The following is a 19626-nucleotide window of genomic DNA, read 5'->3' as shown; positions in this document are numbered from 1 at the left end:
TAAAACGTAACAGTAAGTTATTAAAATGTTACAAGGCCGATTTGTAGAGTGCCAGTGAAGCTGAGGTTGTGCAACAACGATATGGAACTTGCATTAACGGGTAATGAAATTGGCTGGTGGATTGTCAGCCATGAAAGCAAACTTTGGTTACCAAACGGTGAATTGCCGTGTGGTTTGGCGGCGTCATTCTCCCTGCAGGGGCGGATGGCCAGGGCTATTGGTGAATGGGAAGGGCTGCCGGTCTGGCTGGTGCGTCAGGCGATGCCGCAGGACATGGGCTCGGTACGCCAACTGCTTGAGCTCGATCGTGGACTGTTCCAGCTCGCTGGGCGCGGGGTGCAACTGGCCGACTTCTACCGTTCCCATCGCTACTGCGGTTACTGCGGCCATGAGATGCATCTCAGTCGCACGGAGAGTGCCTGTCTGTGCGGCAATTGCCGCGAGCGTTACTACCCGCAAATCGCCCCTTGCGTGATTGTTGCCATTCGACGTGACGACGAGATCCTGCTGGCCCAGCACGTGCGCCATCGCGGTGGAATTCATACTGTCCTGGCCGGTTTTGTTGAGGTCGGCGAAACGCTGGAGCAGGCGGCTGCGCGCGAGGTAATGGAGGAAAGTAATATTGAAATCAAAAACCTGCGCTACGTCACCTCGCAACCCTGGCCATTCCCGCATTCGCTGATGATGGCCTTTATGGCCGATTACCATCGGGGTGAGATCCGTCACGATCCGAAAGAGCTGCTTAACGCCGGCTGGTACCGCTACGATCGGTTGCCGCTTTTGCCGCCGCCTGGCACCGTGGCGCGCCGCCTGATAGAGGACACCGTAGCCTTATGCCGCGAGCAATAACTCGCTACAATAGCGGCAGATGAATAAGGGAGCCCCATAAATGAATGAGTTGAAGAACGATCGTTACCTGCGCGCGCTGCTGCGTCAGCCGGTGGATGTGACCCCCGTATGGATGATGCGTCAGGCCGGTCGTTATTTGCCGGAGTACAAAGCCACCCGTGCCCAGGCCGGTGATTTTATGTCGCTGTGCAAGAATGCGGAACTGGCTTGCGAGGTTACGCTGCAGCCGTTGCGCCGCTTCCCGCTGGATGCGGCCATTCTGTTCTCCGACATCCTCACCATTCCCGATGCCATGGGGCTGGGGCTGTATTTCGAAACCGGCGAAGGCCCGCGTTTCTCCTCGCCGATTACCTGTCGTGCCGACGTGGACAAGTTGCCGGCCTTCGATCCTGAAGTGGAGCTGGGCTATGTGATGAACGCGGTGCGTACTATCCGCCGCGAGCTCAAAGGCGAAGTGCCGCTGATCGGTTTCTCCGGCAGCCCGTGGACCCTGGCGACCTATATGGTGGAAGGCGGCAGCAGCAAGGCCTTCACCAAGCTGAAAAAAATGATGTATGCGGAGCCGGCTACGCTGCACCTGCTGCTGGATAAGCTGGCAGACAGCGTCATTTTGTATCTCAACGCCCAGATCAAAGCCGGCGCGCAGTCGGTGATGGTTTTCGATACCTGGGGCGGCGTGCTGACCGGCCGTGACTACCGCGAATTCTCTCTGCATTACATGCATAAGATTGTCGATGGGCTGCTGCGTGAAAACGATGGCCGCCGCGTGCCGGTCACGCTGTTCACCAAAGGCGGTGGCCAGTGGCTGGAGGCTATGGCGGCCACCGGTTGTGACGCGCTGGGTCTTGACTGGACGACCGACATCGCTGACGCGCGCCGTCGCGTAGGGGATAAAGTCGCGCTGCAGGGCAACATGGATCCTTCTATGCTGTATGCGTCACCTGAGCGTATTGCCCAGGAAGTGGAAACTATTCTGGCCGGTTTCGGTCACGGTGAAGGGCACGTATTTAACCTGGGTCACGGCATTCATTTGGATGTGCCACCAGAAAACGCCGGCGCCTTTGTCGAGGCGGTTCACGCTCAATCGGGCAAATACCATCGCTAAGGGCCGGACGTGATAGATACTCAAGCCCTACGCGCGGAGCAATTGCAGCGCGCCTCGGAGGTGATTCGTTACGATGACTTCCAGACCGAGTCGCCGGCCTTTATTGCCGGTGCCGACGTGGGCTTTGAACAGGAAGGTGAGGTGACGCGTGCTGCCATTGCCATTCTGCGCTATCCATCGCTGGAGCTGGTGGAGTACCGGGTGGCTCGTGTCGCGACCACCCTGCCTTACATTCCCGGTTTTTTATCATTTCGTGAATACCCTGCGTTGCTCGCGGCTTGGGAGCAATTGCAGCAGAAGCCGGACCTGGTTTTTGTCGACGGCCATGGTATCTCACACCCGCGCCGTCTGGGCGTTGCCAGCCATTTCGGTCTGTTGGTCGACGTACCGACCATTGGCGTCGCCAAAAAGCGCCTGTGCGGTAAATTCGCCCCTTTGGACGCCGCCGCCGGCGCGTTGGCGCCGCTGGAAGATAAAGGCGAGCAGCTTGGCTGGGTGTGGCGTAGCAAGGCGCGTTGTAACCCGTTGTTTATCTCTACCGGCCACCGCGTCGGGGCCGACAGTGCGTTGGCCTGGGTACAACGTTGTATGGCGGGCTACCGTTTGCCGGAACCTACGCGCTGGGCCGATGCCATCGCCTCGCGCCGGCCGGCCTTCCAGCGCTGGTTGCAGCAGCATCCAGAGGTGTCGCAATGACCGATTTCGGGTACACTGCGGCGCAGATAACGCGTAAGAGAGTGAATAATGCTACGTAACCCGATCCATTTACGTCTGGAAAAGCTTGAAAGCTGGCAACATTTGACCTTTATGGCCAGTTTGTGCGAGCGTATGTATCCGAATTACCAGATGTTCTGCCTGCAAACCGAGTTTGGCGATCCGGCGATTTACCGCCGCATTCTGGATTTGGTGTGGGAAACGCTGGTGGTCAAGGACGCCAAGGTCAACTTTGACAGCCAGTTGGAGAAGTTGGAAGAGGCGATACCTTCGGCAGAAGATTACGATCTTTACGGCGTTTACCCGGCTATTGACGCCTGTATCGCATTAGGGGAACTGATCCATTCGCGACTCAGCGGGGAGACGCTAGAGCACGCCATCGCCATTAGCGAAACGTCAATTCGCACCGTGGCGATGTTGGAAATGACTCAGGCCGGTAAAGAAATGACCGACGATGAGCTCAAGGTTTTGCCTGCGGTAGAGGAAGAATGGGACATCCAATGGGAAATTTTCCGCCTGTTGGCTGACTGTGAGGAACGCGATTTAGAGCTGATCAAAGGCTTGCGTTCTGACCTCCGCGAGGCCGCGGTGAGTAATATCGGGATAAATTTAACGCAATAAGGCAAGAAAACGTGATTTAACGCCTGATTTGTCATGCCTTAAGGCTTCACATCCGCACCCTGTCTGGTCTACATTTGGGGGGCGTAAAAAAAGTGGCTATCGGTGCGTGTATGCAGGGAGTGCTGTCAATCGGCATATCCGTCGCACTCGATGCTTTGCAAACGATAAACACACTGTAAGGATAACTTATGAACAAGACTCAACTGATTGATGTAATCGCGGACAAGGCTGACCTTTCCAAAGCACAAGCTAAACTGGCTCTGGAATCCACCCTGGCTGCTATTACTGAGTCTCTGAAAGAAGGTGATGCAGTACAATTGGTTGGTTTCGGTACTTTCAAGGTCAACCACCGCAACGAGCGCACTGGTCGCAACCCGCAGACTGGTAAAGAAATCAAAATCGCAGCTGCTAACGTGCCTGCGTTCGTTTCTGGTAAAGCACTGAAAGACGCGGTTAAGTAATACTGCGTGTTGGTGAAAAGATTAAACAGAGGGGCAATAGCGCCCCTTTTGTTTATCCGACAGGCGCTCATGGTCATCGGCCTTGCCGGTGTCCTGAGCGCCTGCAGCAGTCATTCAGATCCCCCTGCCTTTAGTGCCAGCGGCTTTGTGGCCGACCAGGGCGTTATTCGCCTGTGGCGCAAAGACGACGATCGGCATCGCCCACAGGTGCTGATGAGCGTCTACAGTCCTTATCGCGGTCCGGGCACCGTCACCACGCTGTACGAATACCAAAACGGCGAACTGCGCCAGATTAAACGCACCGATGCCGATGGCGATCGTGACTCTATTCAACTTCGCTTCACCGATGACGGCGAAGTAAGCTTTATGCAGCGTCAACTGGCCACGCGGCGTGAACAACTGACCGCCGATGAAATCGCGCTGTACCAATACCAGGCGCGTCGAGTGCTTGAAGTGAGTAATGCGCTGCGTGCCGGCAATGTGAAACTGCTGCAGGGGCGTTGGCAACAGGGCACGGTGCAAACCTGCGATGGCCAAACGTTGAAACCAGGGCTGGACGGCAGTGCCGAAGCCTGGATTGAGCGTCGCGCCCGCAACAGCAGCCAACCGGTGAATATTGCCTGGTTGGATGCGCCGGAAGGGCGTGAACTGCTGCTGGTGGCAAACGACGATTTTTGCCGCTGGGAACCGAAAGAAGATCAGCTATAAAAAAGGCCCCGCATGGCGGAGCCCTCAGAGATTTTAGCGTTCAGATCATTTGCCGCGTGCAATCGCACGATAGCCAATGTCCTTACGGCAGAAGCTGCCTGTCCACTGAATGCCATCCGCCAATTGGTAAGCGCGTTGTTGCGCCTGAGCCACCGTTTCACCCAGCGCGGTAACGCACAGCACGCGGCCACCGCTGGTCACCACGTCGTTACCCTGCATGCGGGTGCCGGCATGGAATACCTTGCCGTCGGCGCTTTCTTGCTGCGGCAGACCCTGAATGACCTCACCGTTGTTATAGTCACCCGGATAACCGCCGGCTGCCAGTACCACGCCCAACGCAGGACGTTCATCCCATTCAGACGTTTTCTCATCCAGCTTACCTTCCGCACCGGCCAGGCACAGTTCAACCAGATCAGAGCGCAGACGCAGCATGATCGGCTGGGTTTCCGGATCGCCAAAGCGGCAGTTGAATTCAATGACTTTCGGTTGACCGTCCGCAGAGATCATCAGCCCGGCATAAAGGAAGCCGACATAGGTGTTACCTTCCGCCGCCATGCCACGCACGGTTGGCCAGATAACCTGGTCCATCGCGCGCTGGTGGATTTCATCGGTTACCACTGGCGCCGGGGAATAAGCCCCCATACCGCCGGTGTTCGGGCCGGTGTCGCCATCGCCGACGCGTTTGTGATCCTGGCTGGTGGCCATCGGCACTACGTTTTCACCGTCGACCATAACGATAAAGCTGGCTTCTTCCCCATCCAGGAATTCTTCCACCACGATGCGGTGGCCTGCATCGCCGAAGGCGTTGCCTGCCAGCATGTCTTGCACGGCGTCTTCCGCTTCCTGCAGCGTCATGGCAACAATCACGCCTTTACCGGCCGCCAGGCCGTCGGCCTTGATGACGATCGGTGCACCTTTACTGCGAACATAGGCCAGCGCCGGTTCGACTTCGGTAAAGTTTTGGTACTCGGCGCTTGGGATATTGTGGCGCGCCAGGAAATCTTTGGTGAAGGCTTTAGAGCCTTCTAACTGGGCTGCGGCCTGAGAGGGGCCAAAGATTTTCAGACCGGCGGCCTGGAAGGCGTCAACCACGCCAATCACCAGCGGCGCTTCCGGCCCGACAATGGTGAGGCCGATATCGTTGCTCTGGGCAAAAGTGAGCAGGGCCGGAATATCGGTAGCGGAGATCTCGACGTTCGTAAGACCTGGTTCCAGCGCGGTACCGGCATTGCCCGGTGCTACGTAAACTTTGTCCGCCAGCGGTGATTGGGCTGCTTTCCAGGCCAGCGCGTGTTCGCGTCCGCCGTTGCCGATAATTAAAATGTTCATCAGGTGCTCCACGAAGGGCGTGCGCCGCAGCGCACGCAGCAAAAAGGATTAATGGCGGAAGTGACGCATATCGGTAAAGATCATCGCAATGCCGTGTTCGTTGGCGGCGGCAATCACTTCATCATCACGGATCGACCCGCCTGGCTGGATCACGCAGGTGATGCCAACGGCTGCCGCGGCATCGATGCCGTCACGGAACGGGAAGAAGGCGTCGGACGCCATGGCGGAGCCTTTGACTTCCAGACCTTCGTCGGCGGCTTTGATGCCGGCGATCTTGGCTGAGTAAACGCGGCTCATTTGCCCCGCACCTATGCCGATGGTCATGTTGTCGCGCGCATAAACAATGGCGTTGGACTTAACAAACTTGGCCACTTTCCAGCAGAACAGCGCATCACGCAATTCCTGAGCGGTAGGTTGGCGTTCGGACACTACGCGCAGATCGCTTTCACTCACCATGCCCAGATCGCGATCCTGCACCAGCAAGCCGCCGTTGACGCGCTTGAAGTCCAGAGCGGCAACGCGTTGCTGCCATTGGCCGCAGGCCAGCACGCGGACGTTCTGTTTGGCGGCCAGCAGGGAGCGCGCTTCCTCGCTGATGCTAGGTGCGATAATCACTTCCACAAACTGACGACTGATAATGGCTTGCGCAGTGGCGGCGTCCAGTTCGCGGTTGAAGGCGATGATGCCGCCGAACGCGGAGGTAGGATCGGTTTGATAGGCACGCTCATAGGCTGCCAGAATATCGTCGCCTATCGCCACGCCACAGGGGTTGGCGTGCTTGACGATAACGCAGGCCGGTTCGGCGAACTCTTTCACGCACTCCAGTGCCGCATCGGTATCGGCGATGTTGTTGTACGACAACGCTTTGCCCTGTAGCTGATCGGCGGTGGCGACAGAAGCTTCCTGAACATTCTCTTCTATATAGAAGGCGGCCTGCTGGTGGCTGTTCTCACCGTAGCGCATATCCTGCTTCTTGATGTAGTTAAGGTTCAGCGTGCGAGGGAAGCGACCGGAAGGCTGCTCGGTTTCGCCATGGTAGGCCGGCACCAGCGCGCCGAAGTAGTTGGCGATCATGCTGTCGTAAGCGGCGGTGTGTTCAAACGCCTTGATAGCCAGATCGAAACGGGTGGCGTATTGCAGTGAGCCGTCGTTGTTATCCATCTCGGTAATGATAGCGGCGTAGTCACTGCTCTTTACCACGATGGCGACGTCTTTATGGTTCTTGGCCGCGGAGCGCACCATGGTCGGGCCGCCGATGTCGATATTCTCTACTGCATCTTCCAGCGAGCATTCCGGGCGCGCCACGGTTTGGGCGAACGGATACAGGTTTACCACTACCATGTCGATCGGCTTGATGTCATGTTGGCTCATGATGCCATCGTCCTGACCGCGACGGCCCAGAATGCCACCGTGCACTTTCGGGTGCAGCGTCTTTACTCGTCCATCCATCATTTCCGGGAAGCCGGTGTAGTCGGAAACTTCGGTAACAGGTAGACCGGCATCTGCCAGCAGGCGAGCGGTACCGCCGGTGGAGAGCAGTTCAACGCCACGGCTTGAAAGCGCTTCGGCGAATTCAACGATACCGGCTTTGTCAGAGACGCTGAGCAGGGCCCGGCGGATTGGACGAGGTTGTTGCATGGTTTTATCCCTTGGCTTTGGAGTCGCAATAAAAGAGCGTTACGTGAATTTCCACCTTCTACTCTCTATAAGGAAAGGTTTTTCTCTCTATAAAGGGGGTATCGGGCACAAATTCAGGTAACGCCCCCATAAAAAGGGGAGCGTTTCGTCGCGGGGAATTGTAGCGAAAACGTTTGCGTGGCGCTCGTAAATTTTCCGTGCAAATGGCTTCTGTGGATAAGTTTGTGCACAACAGGGTATAAGGCGGGCTTTTGCTGTGGAATGCAGCAAACGATCGTTTTTGTCGAAAATACCTGTTGCGGCCTGCGAGGAACTCCCTATAATGCGCCTCCATCGACACGGAACATGTGAACAACTTCACAGAGTCTCCGGGGTTCGAAGAGAAAAAATCCTGAAATTTAGGGGTTGACTCTGAAAGAGGAAAGCGTATTATACGCCACCTCGAGATAGCAAGCTACGGCGGCTAACTCACTGCTCTTTAACAATTTATCAGACAATCTGTGTGGGCACTCCACAAGACGATATCCAGAACCTTCGGGTTCAAAAAAATATCAAGTCTTGAAGAGTGACCAAGCAATAATTCATTTAGTTGACGTGTTTAACTGATGAATATTACGAAAGTTAATTTTCGAGCATCGCTTCACGAGTTGAAGCAAATCAAGCTTTTAATTGAAGAGTTTGATCATGGCTCAGATTGAACGCTGGCGGCAGGCCTAACACATGCAAGTCGAGCGGTAGCACAGGGAGCTTGCTCCTGGGTGACGAGCGGCGGACGGGTGAGTAATGTCTGGGAAACTGCCTGATGGAGGGGGATAACTACTGGAAACGGTAGCTAATACCGCATAACGTCTTCGGACCAAAGTGGGGGACCTTCGGGCCTCATGCCATCAGATGTGCCCAGATGGGATTAGCTAGTAGGTGGGGTAATGGCTCACCTAGGCGACGATCCCTAGCTGGTCTGAGAGGATGACCAGCCACACTGGAACTGAGACACGGTCCAGACTCCTACGGGAGGCAGCAGTGGGGAATATTGCACAATGGGCGCAAGCCTGATGCAGCCATGCCGCGTGTGTGAAGAAGGCCTTCGGGTTGTAAAGCACTTTCAGCGAGGAGGAAGGGTTCAGTGTTAATAGCACTGTTCATTGACGTTACTCGCAGAAGAAGCACCGGCTAACTCCGTGCCAGCAGCCGCGGTAATACGGAGGGTGCAAGCGTTAATCGGAATTACTGGGCGTAAAGCGCACGCAGGCGGTTTGTTAAGTCAGATGTGAAATCCCCGCGCTTAACGTGGGAACTGCATTTGAAACTGGCAAGCTAGAGTCTTGTAGAGGGGGGTAGAATTCCAGGTGTAGCGGTGAAATGCGTAGAGATCTGGAGGAATACCGGTGGCGAAGGCGGCCCCCTGGACAAAGACTGACGCTCAGGTGCGAAAGCGTGGGGAGCAAACAGGATTAGATACCCTGGTAGTCCACGCTGTAAACGATGTCGACTTGGAGGTTGTGCCCTTGAGGCGTGGCTTCCGGAGCTAACGCGTTAAGTCGACCGCCTGGGGAGTACGGCCGCAAGGTTAAAACTCAAATGAATTGACGGGGGCCCGCACAAGCGGTGGAGCATGTGGTTTAATTCGATGCAACGCGAAGAACCTTACCTACTCTTGACATCCAGAGAATTCGCTAGAGATAGCTTAGTGCCTTCGGGAACTCTGAGACAGGTGCTGCATGGCTGTCGTCAGCTCGTGTTGTGAAATGTTGGGTTAAGTCCCGCAACGAGCGCAACCCTTATCCTTTGTTGCCAGCACGTAATGGTGGGAACTCAAAGGAGACTGCCGGTGATAAACCGGAGGAAGGTGGGGATGACGTCAAGTCATCATGGCCCTTACGAGTAGGGCTACACACGTGCTACAATGGCGTATACAAAGAGAAGCGAACTCGCGAGAGCAAGCGGACCTCATAAAGTACGTCGTAGTCCGGATCGGAGTCTGCAACTCGACTCCGTGAAGTCGGAATCGCTAGTAATCGTAGATCAGAATGCTACGGTGAATACGTTCCCGGGCCTTGTACACACCGCCCGTCACACCATGGGAGTGGGTTGCAAAAGAAGTAGGTAGCTTAACCTTCGGGAGGGCGCTTACCACTTTGTGATTCATGACTGGGGTGAAGTCGTAACAAGGTAACCGTAGGGGAACCTGCGGTTGGATCACCTCCTTACCTAATGATATTGATTCGCGTGAAGTGCTCACACAGATTGTCTGATGAAAAAGTAACGAGCAGAAATACCTTTATAGGCTTGTAGCTCAGGTGGTTAGAGCGCACCCCTGATAAGGGTGAGGTCGGTGGTTCAAGTCCACTCAGGCCTACCACTTCTCGAAGTGGAAAAGGTACTGCACGTGACTGTATGGGGCTATAGCTCAGCTGGGAGAGCGCCTGCCTTGCACGCAGGAGGTCAGCGGTTCGATCCCGCTTAGCTCCACCATATAGTCCTGTATTTCAATACTTCAGAGTGTACTGGCAACAGTATGCTGCGAAGTATTTTGCTCTTTAACAATCTGGAACAAGCTGAAAATTGAAACATGACAGCTGAAACTTATCCCTCCGTAGATGTATTGGGGTAAGGATTAACCTGTCATAGAGTCTCTCAAATGTAGCAGCACGAAAGTGGAAACACCTTCGGGTTGTGAGGTTAAGTGACTAAGCGTACACGGTGGATGCCTAGGCAGTCAGAGGCGATGAAGGGCGTGCTAATCTGCGATAAGCGTCGGTAAGGTGATATGAACCGTAATAACCGGCGATACCCGAATGGGGAAACCCAGTGCAATTCGTTGCACTATCGTTAAGTGAATACATAGCTTAACGAGGCGAACCGGGGGAACTGAAACATCTAAGTACCCCGAGGAAAAGAAATCAACCGAGATTCCCCCAGTAGCGGCGAGCGAACGGGGAGGAGCCCAGAACCTGAATCAGTTCTTGTGTTAGTGGAAGCGTCTGGAAAGTCGCACAGTAAAGGGTGATAGTCCCGTACACTAAAATGCATTAATTGTGAGTTCGATGAGTAGGGCGGGACACGTGACATCCTGTCTGAATATGGGGGGACCATCCTCCAAGGCTAAATACTCCTGACTGACCGATAGTGAACCAGTACCGTGAGGGAAAGGCGAAAAGAACCCCGGCGAGGGGAGTGAAATAGAACCTGAAACCGTGTACGTACAAGCAGTGGGAGCACCTTCGTGGTGTGACTGCGTACCTTTTGTATAATGGGTCAGCGACTTATATTTTGTAGCAAGGTTAACCGTATAGGGGAGCCGTAGGGAAACCGAGTCTTAACTGGGCGAATAGTTGCAAGGTATAGACCCGAAACCCGGTGATCTAGCCATGGGCAGGTTGAAGGTTGGGTAACACTAACTGGAGGACCGAACCGACTAATGTTGAAAAATTAGCGGATGACTTGTGGCTGGGGGTGAAAGGCCAATCAAACCGGGAGATAGCTGGTTCTCCCCGAAAGCTATTTAGGTAGCGCCTCGTGAACTCATCTTCGGGGGTAGAGCACTGTTTCGGCTAGGGGGCCATCCCGGCTTACCAAACCGATGCAAACTCCGAATACCGAAGAATGTTATCACGGGAGACACACGGCGGGTGCTAACGTCCGTCGTGAAGAGGGAAACAACCCAGACCGCCAGCTAAGGTCCCAAAGTCATGGTTAAGTGGGAAACGATGTGGGAAGGCATAGACAGCCAGGATGTTGGCTTAGAAGCAGCCATCATTTAAAGAAAGCGTAATAGCTCACTGGTCGAGTCGGCCTGCGCGGAAGATGTAACGGGGCTAAACCATGCACCGAAGCTGCGGCAGCGACGCTTAGGCGTTGTTGGGTAGGGGAGCGTTCTGTAAGCCGTTGAAGGTGACCTGTGAGGGTTGCTGGAGGTATCAGAAGTGCGAATGCTGACATAAGTAACGATAAAGCGGGTGAAAAGCCCGCTCGCCGGAAGACCAAGGGTTCCTGTCCAACGTTAATCGGGGCAGGGTGAGTCGACCCCTAAGGCGAGGCCGAAAGGCGTAGTCGATGGGAAACAGGTTAATATTCCTGTACTCGGTGTTACTGCGAAGGGGGGACGGAGAAGGCTAGGCTAGCCGGGCGACGGTTGTCCCGGTTTAAGCGTGTAGGGGGAGTGACCTGGTAAATCCGGTTACTTATTAACCCTGAGGCGTGATGACGATGCACTACGGTGCAGAAGTAGTTGATGCCAAGCTTCCAGGAAAAGCCTCTAAGCATCAGGTAACACAGAATCGTACCCCAAACCGACACAGGTGGTCAGGTAGAGAATACCAAGGCGCTTGAGAGAACTCGGGTGAAGGAACTAGGCAAAATGGTGCCGTAACTTCGGGAGAAGGCACGCTGGCGCGTAGGTGAAGAGACTTGCTCTCGGAGCTGAAGCCAGTCGCAGATACCAGCTGGCTGCAACTGTTTAATAAAAACACAGCACTGTGCAAACACGAAAGTGGACGTATACGGTGTGACGCCTGCCCGGTGCTGGAAGGTTAATTGATGGGGTCAGCCGCAAGGCGAAGCTCTTGATCGAAGCCCCAGTAAACGGCGGCCGTAACTATAACGGTCCTAAGGTAGCGAAATTCCTTGTCGGGTAAGTTCCGACCTGCACGAATGGCGTAATGATGGCCAGGCTGTCTCCACCCGAGACTCAGTGAAATTGAACTCGCTGTGAAGATGCAGTGTACCCGCGGCAAGACGGAAAGACCCCGTGAACCTTTACTATAGCTTGACACTGAACATTGAGCCTTGATGTGTAGGATAGGTGGGAGGCTTTGAAGCGTGGACGCCAGTCTGCGTGGAGCCAACCTTGAAATACCACCCTTTAATGTTTGATGTTCTAACTCGGCCCCGTGATCCGGGGTGAGGACAGTGTCTGGTGGGTAGTTTGACTGGGGCGGTCTCCTCCCAAAGAGTAACGGAGGAGCACGAAGGTTAGCTAATCACGGTCGGACATCGTGAGGTTAGTGCAAAGGCATAAGCTAGCTTGACTGCGAGAGTGACGGCTCGAGCAGGTACGAAAGTAGGTCTTAGTGATCCGGTGGTTCTGAATGGAAGGGCCATCGCTCAACGGATAAAAGGTACTCCGGGGATAACAGGCTGATACCGCCCAAGAGTTCATATCGACGGCGGTGTTTGGCACCTCGATGTCGGCTCATCACATCCTGGGGCTGAAGTAGGTCCCAAGGGTATGGCTGTTCGCCATTTAAAGTGGTACGCGAGCTGGGTTTAGAACGTCGTGAGACAGTTCGGTCCCTATCTGCCGTGGGCGTTGGAAGATTGAGAGGGGTTGCTCCTAGTACGAGAGGACCGGAGTGAACGCACCACTGGTGTTCGGGTTGTCATGCCAATGGCACTGCCCGGTAGCTAAGTGCGGAAAAGATAAGCGCTGAAAGCATCTAAGCGCGAAACTTGCCTCGAGATGAGTCTTCCCTGGGCCTTTAAGGTCCCTGAAGGAACGTTTAAGACTAAGACGTTGATAGGCTGGGTGTGTAAGTGCAGCGATGCATTGAGCTAACCAGTACTAATGATCCGTGAGGCTTAACCTTACAACACCAAAGGTGTTTTAGAGAGATTGTAGAGATTTTCAGCGAGTTCCGAGATTGGTTTCAATGGCTGCGAGAGTAGCGGTTGGAATGAAACAGAATTTGCCTGGCGGCAATAGCGCGGTGGTCCCACCTGACCCCATGCCGAACTCAGAAGTGAAACGCCGTAGCGCCGATGGTAGTGTGGGGTCTCCCCATGCGAGAGTAGGACACTGCCAGGCATCAATTAAGCCAAGAGGCCATCCGCAAGGATGGCCTTTTTGCTGTGCGCAAAAGAAAAAGGCGCAGCCAGGCTGGGTCTTGTATTCCTCGTCGTCAAATCTCTTTTCCAGCAATACCGTTAATCATCTTTATCCAAGAGAAAAGGCCCCGAAGGGCCTTTGATTAGGGTGTGTTTGCTTTTTTCACTTATTATTCGTTTAGTGTGAGCTGCCCTGGGAAATGCCCAGGCCGGTTTGTGAACGTACAAATTGAGCACGGAAGCGTTCGCGTTCTTGTTGCCCGGCTAAAGAGCTGTCGGTAACCGAGAACAGCCAGGTGCCGACGAACGCGACAATCATCGAGAACAGCGCCGGATATTCATACGGATAGATGGGTTTCTCATGCCCCAGGATCTGCACCCAGATCGTCGGGCCGAGGATCATCAGGATCACCGCAGTGAGCAGACCCAACCAGCCGCCGATCATGGCACCACGGGTTGTCAGACGTGACCAATACATCGAAAGAATAATAATCGGGAAGTTACAGCTGGCAGCGATAGAGAAAGCCAAGCCGACCATAAAGGCGATATTCTGTTTCTCAAACAAAATCCCCAGAGCTATCGCCACGATACCCAGGATCACCACGGTAATCTTGGAGACGCGCAGTTCGTCACGCTCAGTCGCTTTGCCGTTTTTAATCACGCTGGCGTACAAATCGTGAGATACCGCTGAAGCCCCCGCCAACGTCAGGCCTGCGACTACGGCCAAAATGGTGGCAAAGGCGACAGCAGAGATAAAGCCGAGGAAGAAGTTGCCGCCCACGGCGTTGGCTAAATGCACCGCCGCCATATTGGTACCGCCCAGCAGCGCCCCGGTGGCATCTTTGAACGCCGGGTTAGGGCTGACCAACAAGATGGCCCCGAAGCCGATAATAAAGGTCAGGATATAGAAGTAACCGATAAAACCGGTGGCGTAGAACACGCTTTTGCGGGCCTCTTTAGCGTCGCTCACGGTAAAGAAACGCATCAGAATATGTGGCAGACCAGCGGTACCGAACATCAGCGCCAACCCCAGAGACAACGCAGAAATAGGGTCGGAAACCAGACCGCCCGGGCTCATGATGGCGAGGCCTTTTGGATGCACCTTCACGGCTTCGGCAAACAGGGTGTTGAAGTCGAAATTGACCGATTTCATCACCATCAACGCCATAAAGCTGGCGCCGGCCAGTAACAGCACCGCCTTGATAATCTGCACCCAGGTGGTGGCCAACATCCCACCGAACAAGACGTACAGCACCATCAGAATACCGACCAGAATGACCGCCACGTGGTAATTGAGGCCGAACAGCAGCTGAATCAGCTTGCCGGCACCGACCATTTGGGCAATCAGATACAGTGCGACCACCACCAGAGAGCCACAGGCGGAGAGCGTACGGATTGGCTTTTGTTTTAACCGGTAGGAAGCCACGTCGGCAAAGGTGTAACGGCCCAGGTTACGCAGGCGTTCTGCAATCAGGAACAAAATGATCGGCCAACCGATCAGGAAACCGATGGAGTAAATCAGTCCGTCATAGCCGGAGGTATACACCAGGGCAGAAATACCCAGGAAAGAGGCCGCTGACATAAAATCGCCGGCAATCGCCAGACCGTTCTGCAGACCGGTAATTTTCCCGCCGGCGGTGTAATAGTCCTGACGTGAGCGAGTGCGTTTTGAGGCCCAATAGGTGATATACAGCGTGGCGCCGACAAACAGGATGAACATGACGATGGCCTGAATGTTCAACGGTTGGCGCTTCACTTCACCGCCAATGGCATCGGCAAAGGCCAGGCCCGGTAGCATCATCAGAGCGGCGGCGGACAGTAAACGCTTCATTTCTTCACCTCACGCAGGATTTCTGCAGTCAGGCGATCGAATTCGCCGTTGGCGCGGAATACGTAGATCCCGGTGAGCACAAAAGAGATTACGATCAGGCCAACGCCTACCGGGATCCCGCGGGTAATAGTAGATCCTGCGGCGATCGGGGTGCCCAACCACTGAGGATCGAAGGCGATCAATAAAATAAAGCCAACGTAGAGCGCCAGTGTAATCAGCGACAGCAGCCAGGCAAATCGGCTGCGTTTTCGCACCAGCTCGATAAAGCGCGGGTTTTCCTCAATCCCTTGATAAATGGTGTCATTCATCAGAGTGTCTCCAGTAGGTATTGAACGAATACGCCGCGCTTGAAGCCGATCATTGGGTTATCTTCCCGCCGATCGGCCAGAGGCGGCGTAAATTATGACGGCACTTTCATTGATTGTTTTTCTTCCAACAGCTTGTCGACTACGGCCGGATCCGCCAGCGTTGAGGTATCCCCCAGGTTGCTGGTATCGCCGGCGGCAATTTTGCGCAAGATACGGCGCATGATCTTGCCGGAGCGCGTTTTGGGCAGGGAATCTGTCCAGTGCAGCACGTCCGGGGTAGCGATCGGCCCTATTTCTTTACGTACCCAGTTACGGACTTCGGTATAAAGCTCAGGCGAAGGTTCCTCGCCGTGATTGAGCGTGATATAGGCGTAAATAGCCTGGCCTTTAATGTTATGCGGAATGCCGACTACCGCCGCTTCGGCGATTTTCGGATGAGAGACCAGGGCGGATTCGATTTCGGCGGTGCCCAGACGGTGGCCGGACACGTTCAGAACGTCGTCGACGCGGCCAGTGATCCAGTAGTATCCGTCTTCGTCACGGCGCGCGCCGTCACCGCTGAAATACATGCCTTTAAAGGTGGAGAAGTAGGTTTGCTCGAAGCGATCGTGATCGCCGAACAGGGTTCGCGCCTGGCCAGGCCAGGAGTCGGTGATCACCAGATTGCCTTCGCAGGCACCTTCTTGCGGCGTGCCGACATTATCGACCAGCGCCGGCTGTACGCCGAAGAACGGACGCGTTGCCGAGCCGGCTTTCAGCTCGGTGGCGCCCGGTAGTGGGGTGATCATAAAGCCGCCGGTTTCGGTCTGCCACCAGGTGTCTACGATGGGGCATTTGCCGTTGCCGATTTTATTGTAATACCACTCCCAGGCTTCCGGGTTGATTGGCTCACCCACCGATCCCATGATACGCAGCGAGTCGCGTTTGGTGCCTTCGATCGCTTTGTCGCCTTCAGCCATCAGGGCACGAATGGCGGTGGGCGCGGTGTACAGAATATTGACCTGATGCTTGTCGATCACCTGTGACAGACGGTTGACGCCAGGGTAGTTCGGCACACCTTCAAACATCAGGGTAATGGCGCCACAGGCCAGTGGGCCGTACAGCAGATAGCTGTGGCCGGTGACCCAACCGACGTCGGCGGTACACCAGTACACGTCGCCATCGTGGTAGTCGAACACGTACTTAAAGGTCAGGGCGGCATAAACCAGGTAGCCGCCAGTGGTGTGTAGCACACCCTTGGGTTTGCCGGTTGACCCCGAGGTATAAAGGATAAATAGCGGATCTTCCGCATTCATCTCTTCCGGCGGGCAGTCGGCTGAGACGCCTTCGGTCAGCTCATGCCACCACAGATCGCGGCCTTCCTGCCAGTAGCCCGGTTTGCCGGTGCGCTTGAACACCACAACGTTGGCGACGCTTTTCACACCAGGATTTTTCAGCGCATCATCGACGTTTTTCTTCAAGGGTACGGCACGTCCGGCACGCAGGCCTTCGTCAGCGGTAATAACCAGTTTTGAGTTGGAATCGATAATGCGTCCGGCGACCGCTTCCGGTGAGAAACCGCCAAAGATGACCGAATGCACGGCCCCGATGCGGGCGCAGGCCAGCATGGCTACCGCAGCTTCCGGTACCATCGGCATATAGATAGCCACGACGTCGCCTTTTTTAACGCCCAGCTTTTTCAGCACGTTGGCGAACTGGCAGACATCGTGGTGCAGTTGTTTGTAGGTCACTTTTTTTGACTGGGTGGGATCGTCACCTTCCCAGATGATGGCAGTTTGGTCACCACGTTCGGCCAGGTGGCGATCGAGGCAGTTGGCCGCCAGGTTCAGGGTACCGTCTTCAAACCAGCGAATGCTGATATGGCCCGGATCAAACGAGGTGTTTTTTACCCGGCTATAAGGCTTTATCCAGTCGAGAATTTTTCCCTGCTCGCCCCAGAACGTTTCTGGGTCTTGCACAGATTGTTGATAATATTGTTGATATTGTGTCGGACTGATCAGGGCGTGTTCTGCAATTGCAGAAGGAATAGCGTGTTTATGCACTTGGCTCATAGCTTTTCTCCTTGAAGTTGTTAATGATATGTCAACTGAAGGTTAAGTATAGTTTGCTCCGATTCTTTGTTTCTTTTTTGCGCGGCAGATCACGCAACGAAGATATTGATTTGTAATAGTTCTGCCCCATTTGTGTTGAGCATCTATCTGCTTGGCGGGAAAAAACGTTCAGATACCAAGTTTTCGCCAGAAAACACTATCTAAAGAACTAAAAAGAATAAACAATCCCACAATAAACCCGTTTTTTATCGCCATTTTTTAATATAAAACGCCACTGTTAAAATCTCGGTTAAATCCTTTTGGAACATAGTTCCCTTTTGATATTCGATGTTGATATTAATAGTGGAGTGGTCAGTCAGCGGCGTTAATAAGAGAATGATTTGAGAATCATCCTAATAAATAGACGATAAAATGCGGTACCTGAACGTTCTGATATTTTCATTTTTAAAACTTTATTGCAACAAAATATAAACATGTACGATGGACTAAATATGCAAGATTAGCGAAAATAAACGCACTTCCATCCGGCTAAAAAAGCAAAGTATGAGGTGGTTTCGTGATACATCTCGCATAAAATTATGCTTTTAATAACAACTAATTATGTTTGGTGAAATTAAATACTAAATTCATTGGTGATTATATTTTGCACAGAAGGTCGATAAAACAAGGCTTGCAGAGCATGCCTTTCAGATGGTACAGATTTAAATAGCGTCACACTAAGGGCAGGTGAGCGCTTCGTTGTCATCAACATAAGCCTGTATTAAATGATTAAGTATTCTTTTCGGCGAATTGTTTTAAATACGCGGAAAAGAGTCTTTGAGGACTTTTTGGGTATGAAAAGTGTAAAAATCAGTCTTGCTTGGCAAATCCTGATCGCGTTGGTACTGGGTATTATCGTTGGGGCCGTACTCCATAATCAGACGGAATCACGAGAGTGGTTAGTCAGCAATATTCTTAGCCCGGCGGGAGATATATTTATTCGCCTGATTAAGATGATTGTTGTGCCGATTGTTATTTCTACACTGGTTGTCGGTATCGCCGGGGTGGGAGATGCGAAAAAGCTGGGTCGGCTCGGATTGAAAACCATTATTTACTTTGAAGTGATCACCACTGTTGCCATCGTGGTGGGGCTGACGCTAGCTAATGTTTTTCAACCCGGTCACGGTATCGACATGTCGACGCTGACCGCAGTCGATATCTCGCAGTATGAAAAAACCACTGAGCAGGTGCAAAGTGGATCGCACAGCCTGGTTGCCACGGTTCTGTCGTTGATCCCGTCGAACATTTTCGCTTCGATGGCGAAGGGCGACATGTTGCCGATCATCTTCTTCTCGGTGCTCTTTGGTCTTGGTCTGTCGTCATTGCCGAAAGAAACCAAAGAGCCGCTGCTGAAGGTGTTTAAAGCCGTTTCCGAAAGCATGTTCAAAGTCACTCATATGATCATGCGCTATGCGCCGATCGGGGTATTTGGTCTGATCTCAGTGACGGTTGCCAACTTTGGTTTCGCCTCGCTGTGGCCTTTGGCCAAGCTGATGGTGCTGGTGTACTTTGCTATCGCCTTCTTCGCTTTGGTGGTGCTGGGCGCCGTTGCCCGCATCTGCAATCTGCGTATCTGGACGTTGATTCGTATTTTGAAGGATGAACTGATCCTGGCCTTCTCCACAGCCAGTTCAGAAACGGTGTTGCCGCGTATCATCGAAAAAATGGAAGCCTACGGTGCACCGAAGGCGATCACCAGTTTTGTGGTGCCGACGGGTTATTCCTTTAATCTGGACGGCTCGACGCTGTATCAGAGCATCGCCGCCATTTTTATTGCGCAGCTGTACGGTATTGAGCTGTCCCTGGGGCAGGAGATTGTCCTGGTGGTGACGCTGATGCTGACCTCTAAGGGCATTGCCGGCGTGCCGGGGGTTTCCTTTGTGGTGCTGTTGGCCACGCTGGGCAGCGTCGGGATCCCGTTGGAAGGTCTGGCGTTTATCGCCGGGGTTGACCGTATTCTGGATATGGCACGTACCGCGCTGAACGTGGTGGGTAATGCGTTGGCGGTATTGGTGGTCGCGAAATGGGAGCACCAGTTTGACAGCAAAAAGGCGCGGGCTTACGAACAAGCGTTCTTGTCCGGCAAGGTAAAGCAGGTCAACGAGTCTTAACGGCTATTGCGCTTGCTTATGAAAAAACCCGCCTTGTG

The 19626-nt window shown here is 53.9% G+C and carries 12 protein-coding genes, 2 tRNA genes and 3 rRNA genes; 12 read left to right on the top strand and 5 right to left on the bottom strand.

Annotation, left to right across the window (positions count from 1 at the left end):
• Nucleotides 1–81 precede the first annotated feature (81 nt).
• The 6 genes from nudC to ACMGG1_RS22680 all read left to right on the top strand — a co-directional run bounded on the left by nudC (nt 82) and on the right by ACMGG1_RS22680 (nt 4458).
• The gene (gene nudC / locus ACMGG1_RS22705) at nt 82–849 is read left to right on the top strand and encodes an NAD(+) diphosphatase (RefSeq protein WP_261136878.1); all 768 of its coding nucleotides are present in this window, start codon (nt 82–84) and stop codon (nt 847–849) included.
• 40 nt (nt 850–889) lie between these two features.
• Nucleotides 890–1954 (top strand): uroporphyrinogen decarboxylase, encoded by a 1065-nt coding sequence (gene hemE, locus ACMGG1_RS22700; protein WP_020828729.1) that lies wholly within the window; start codon nt 890–892, stop codon nt 1952–1954.
• 9 nt (nt 1955–1963) lie between these two features.
• A complete protein-coding gene (gene nfi / locus ACMGG1_RS22695) occupies nt 1964–2650 on the top strand; it encodes a deoxyribonuclease V (protein WP_046374690.1) in 687 nt (228 codons plus the stop codon).
• Nucleotides 2651–2698: 48 nt separating this feature from the next.
• Nucleotides 2699–3289, top strand: coding sequence for a YjaG family protein (locus ACMGG1_RS22690; protein WP_004953973.1), 591 nt, complete (start codon nt 2699–2701; stop codon nt 3287–3289).
• A 188-nt stretch (nt 3290–3477) separates the two neighbouring features.
• A complete protein-coding gene (hupA, locus tag ACMGG1_RS22685; RefSeq protein ID WP_012004757.1) occupies nt 3478–3750 on the top strand; it encodes a nucleoid-associated protein HU-alpha in 273 nt (90 codons plus the stop codon).
• Nucleotides 3751–3819: 69 nt separating this feature from the next.
• Nucleotides 3820–4458, top strand: coding sequence for a DUF1481 domain-containing protein (locus tag ACMGG1_RS22680; RefSeq protein ID WP_020828727.1), 639 nt, complete (start codon nt 3820–3822; stop codon nt 4456–4458).
• 45 nt (nt 4459–4503) lie between these two features.
• Here ACMGG1_RS22680 and purD read toward each other — a convergent pair whose 3' ends face one another.
• Both purD and purH read right to left on the bottom strand, forming a co-directional pair.
• Entirely contained in the window at nt 4504–5787 is a 1284-nt protein-coding gene (purD, locus tag ACMGG1_RS22675; protein ID WP_142816092.1) for a phosphoribosylamine--glycine ligase, read from the bottom strand.
• A gap of 48 nt (nt 5788–5835) precedes the next feature.
• Complete coding sequence (gene purH / locus ACMGG1_RS22670) at nt 5836–7425, bottom strand: bifunctional phosphoribosylaminoimidazolecarboxamide formyltransferase/IMP cyclohydrolase (RefSeq protein WP_128865722.1); 1590 nt, start codon at nt 7423–7425, stop codon at nt 5836–5838.
• A 666-nt stretch (nt 7426–8091) separates the two neighbouring features.
• Here purH and ACMGG1_RS22665 point away from each other — a divergent pair.
• The 5 genes from ACMGG1_RS22665 to rrf all read left to right on the top strand — a co-directional run bounded on the left by ACMGG1_RS22665 (nt 8092) and on the right by rrf (nt 13228).
• A 16S ribosomal RNA gene (locus tag ACMGG1_RS22665) occupies nt 8092–9632 on the top strand.
• 75 nt (nt 9633–9707) lie between these two features.
• Nucleotides 9708–9784, top strand: a tRNA-Ile gene (locus ACMGG1_RS22660).
• A 37-nt stretch (nt 9785–9821) separates the two neighbouring features.
• Nucleotides 9822–9897 (top strand) — tRNA-Ala (locus ACMGG1_RS22655).
• Between the two features lie 205 nt (nt 9898–10102).
• Nucleotides 10103–13010: ribosomal RNA gene (locus tag ACMGG1_RS22650) — 23S ribosomal RNA — on the top strand.
• A gap of 102 nt (nt 13011–13112) precedes the next feature.
• Nucleotides 13113–13228 (top strand): 5S ribosomal RNA (gene rrf, locus ACMGG1_RS22645).
• Together the 16S, 23S and 5S rRNA genes with 2 tRNA genes alongside form the textbook arrangement of a ribosomal RNA operon.
• Nucleotides 13229–13426: 198 nt before the next feature.
• Here the strand turns inward: rrf and actP are convergent.
• From actP to acs, 3 genes are all read right to left on the bottom strand, one after another.
• Nucleotides 13427–15079, bottom strand: a complete 1653-nt coding sequence (actP, locus tag ACMGG1_RS22640; RefSeq protein WP_122076651.1) for a cation/acetate symporter ActP — start codon at nt 15077–15079, stop codon at nt 13427–13429.
• Nucleotides 15076–15387 carry a DUF485 domain-containing protein gene (locus ACMGG1_RS22635; RefSeq protein WP_020824859.1) on the bottom strand — a complete coding sequence of 104 codons (312 nt, stop codon included), beginning with the start codon at nt 15385–15387 and terminating at the stop codon, nt 15076–15078. The genes actP and ACMGG1_RS22635 overlap by 4 nt, the downstream gene beginning before the upstream one ends.
• A gap of 92 nt (nt 15388–15479) precedes the next feature.
• Nucleotides 15480–17438 (bottom strand): acetate--CoA ligase, encoded by a 1959-nt coding sequence (gene acs / locus ACMGG1_RS22630; protein ID WP_048762782.1) that lies wholly within the window; start codon nt 17436–17438, stop codon nt 15480–15482.
• Nucleotides 17439–18271: 833 nt separating this feature from the next.
• Here acs and gltP point away from each other — a divergent pair.
• Nucleotides 18272–19588, top strand: a complete 1317-nt coding sequence (gltP, locus tag ACMGG1_RS22625) for a glutamate/aspartate:proton symporter GltP (protein WP_414161038.1) — start codon at nt 18272–18274, stop codon at nt 19586–19588.
• Nucleotides 19589–19626: the final 38 nt, after the last annotated feature.

Source organism: Serratia sp. BNK-12 (genome assembly GCF_047456085.1).
Classification (GTDB): Bacteria; Pseudomonadota; Gammaproteobacteria; order Enterobacterales; family Enterobacteriaceae; genus Serratia; species Serratia liquefaciens.
This window is presented reverse-complemented; position numbering and strand designations above follow the sequence as displayed.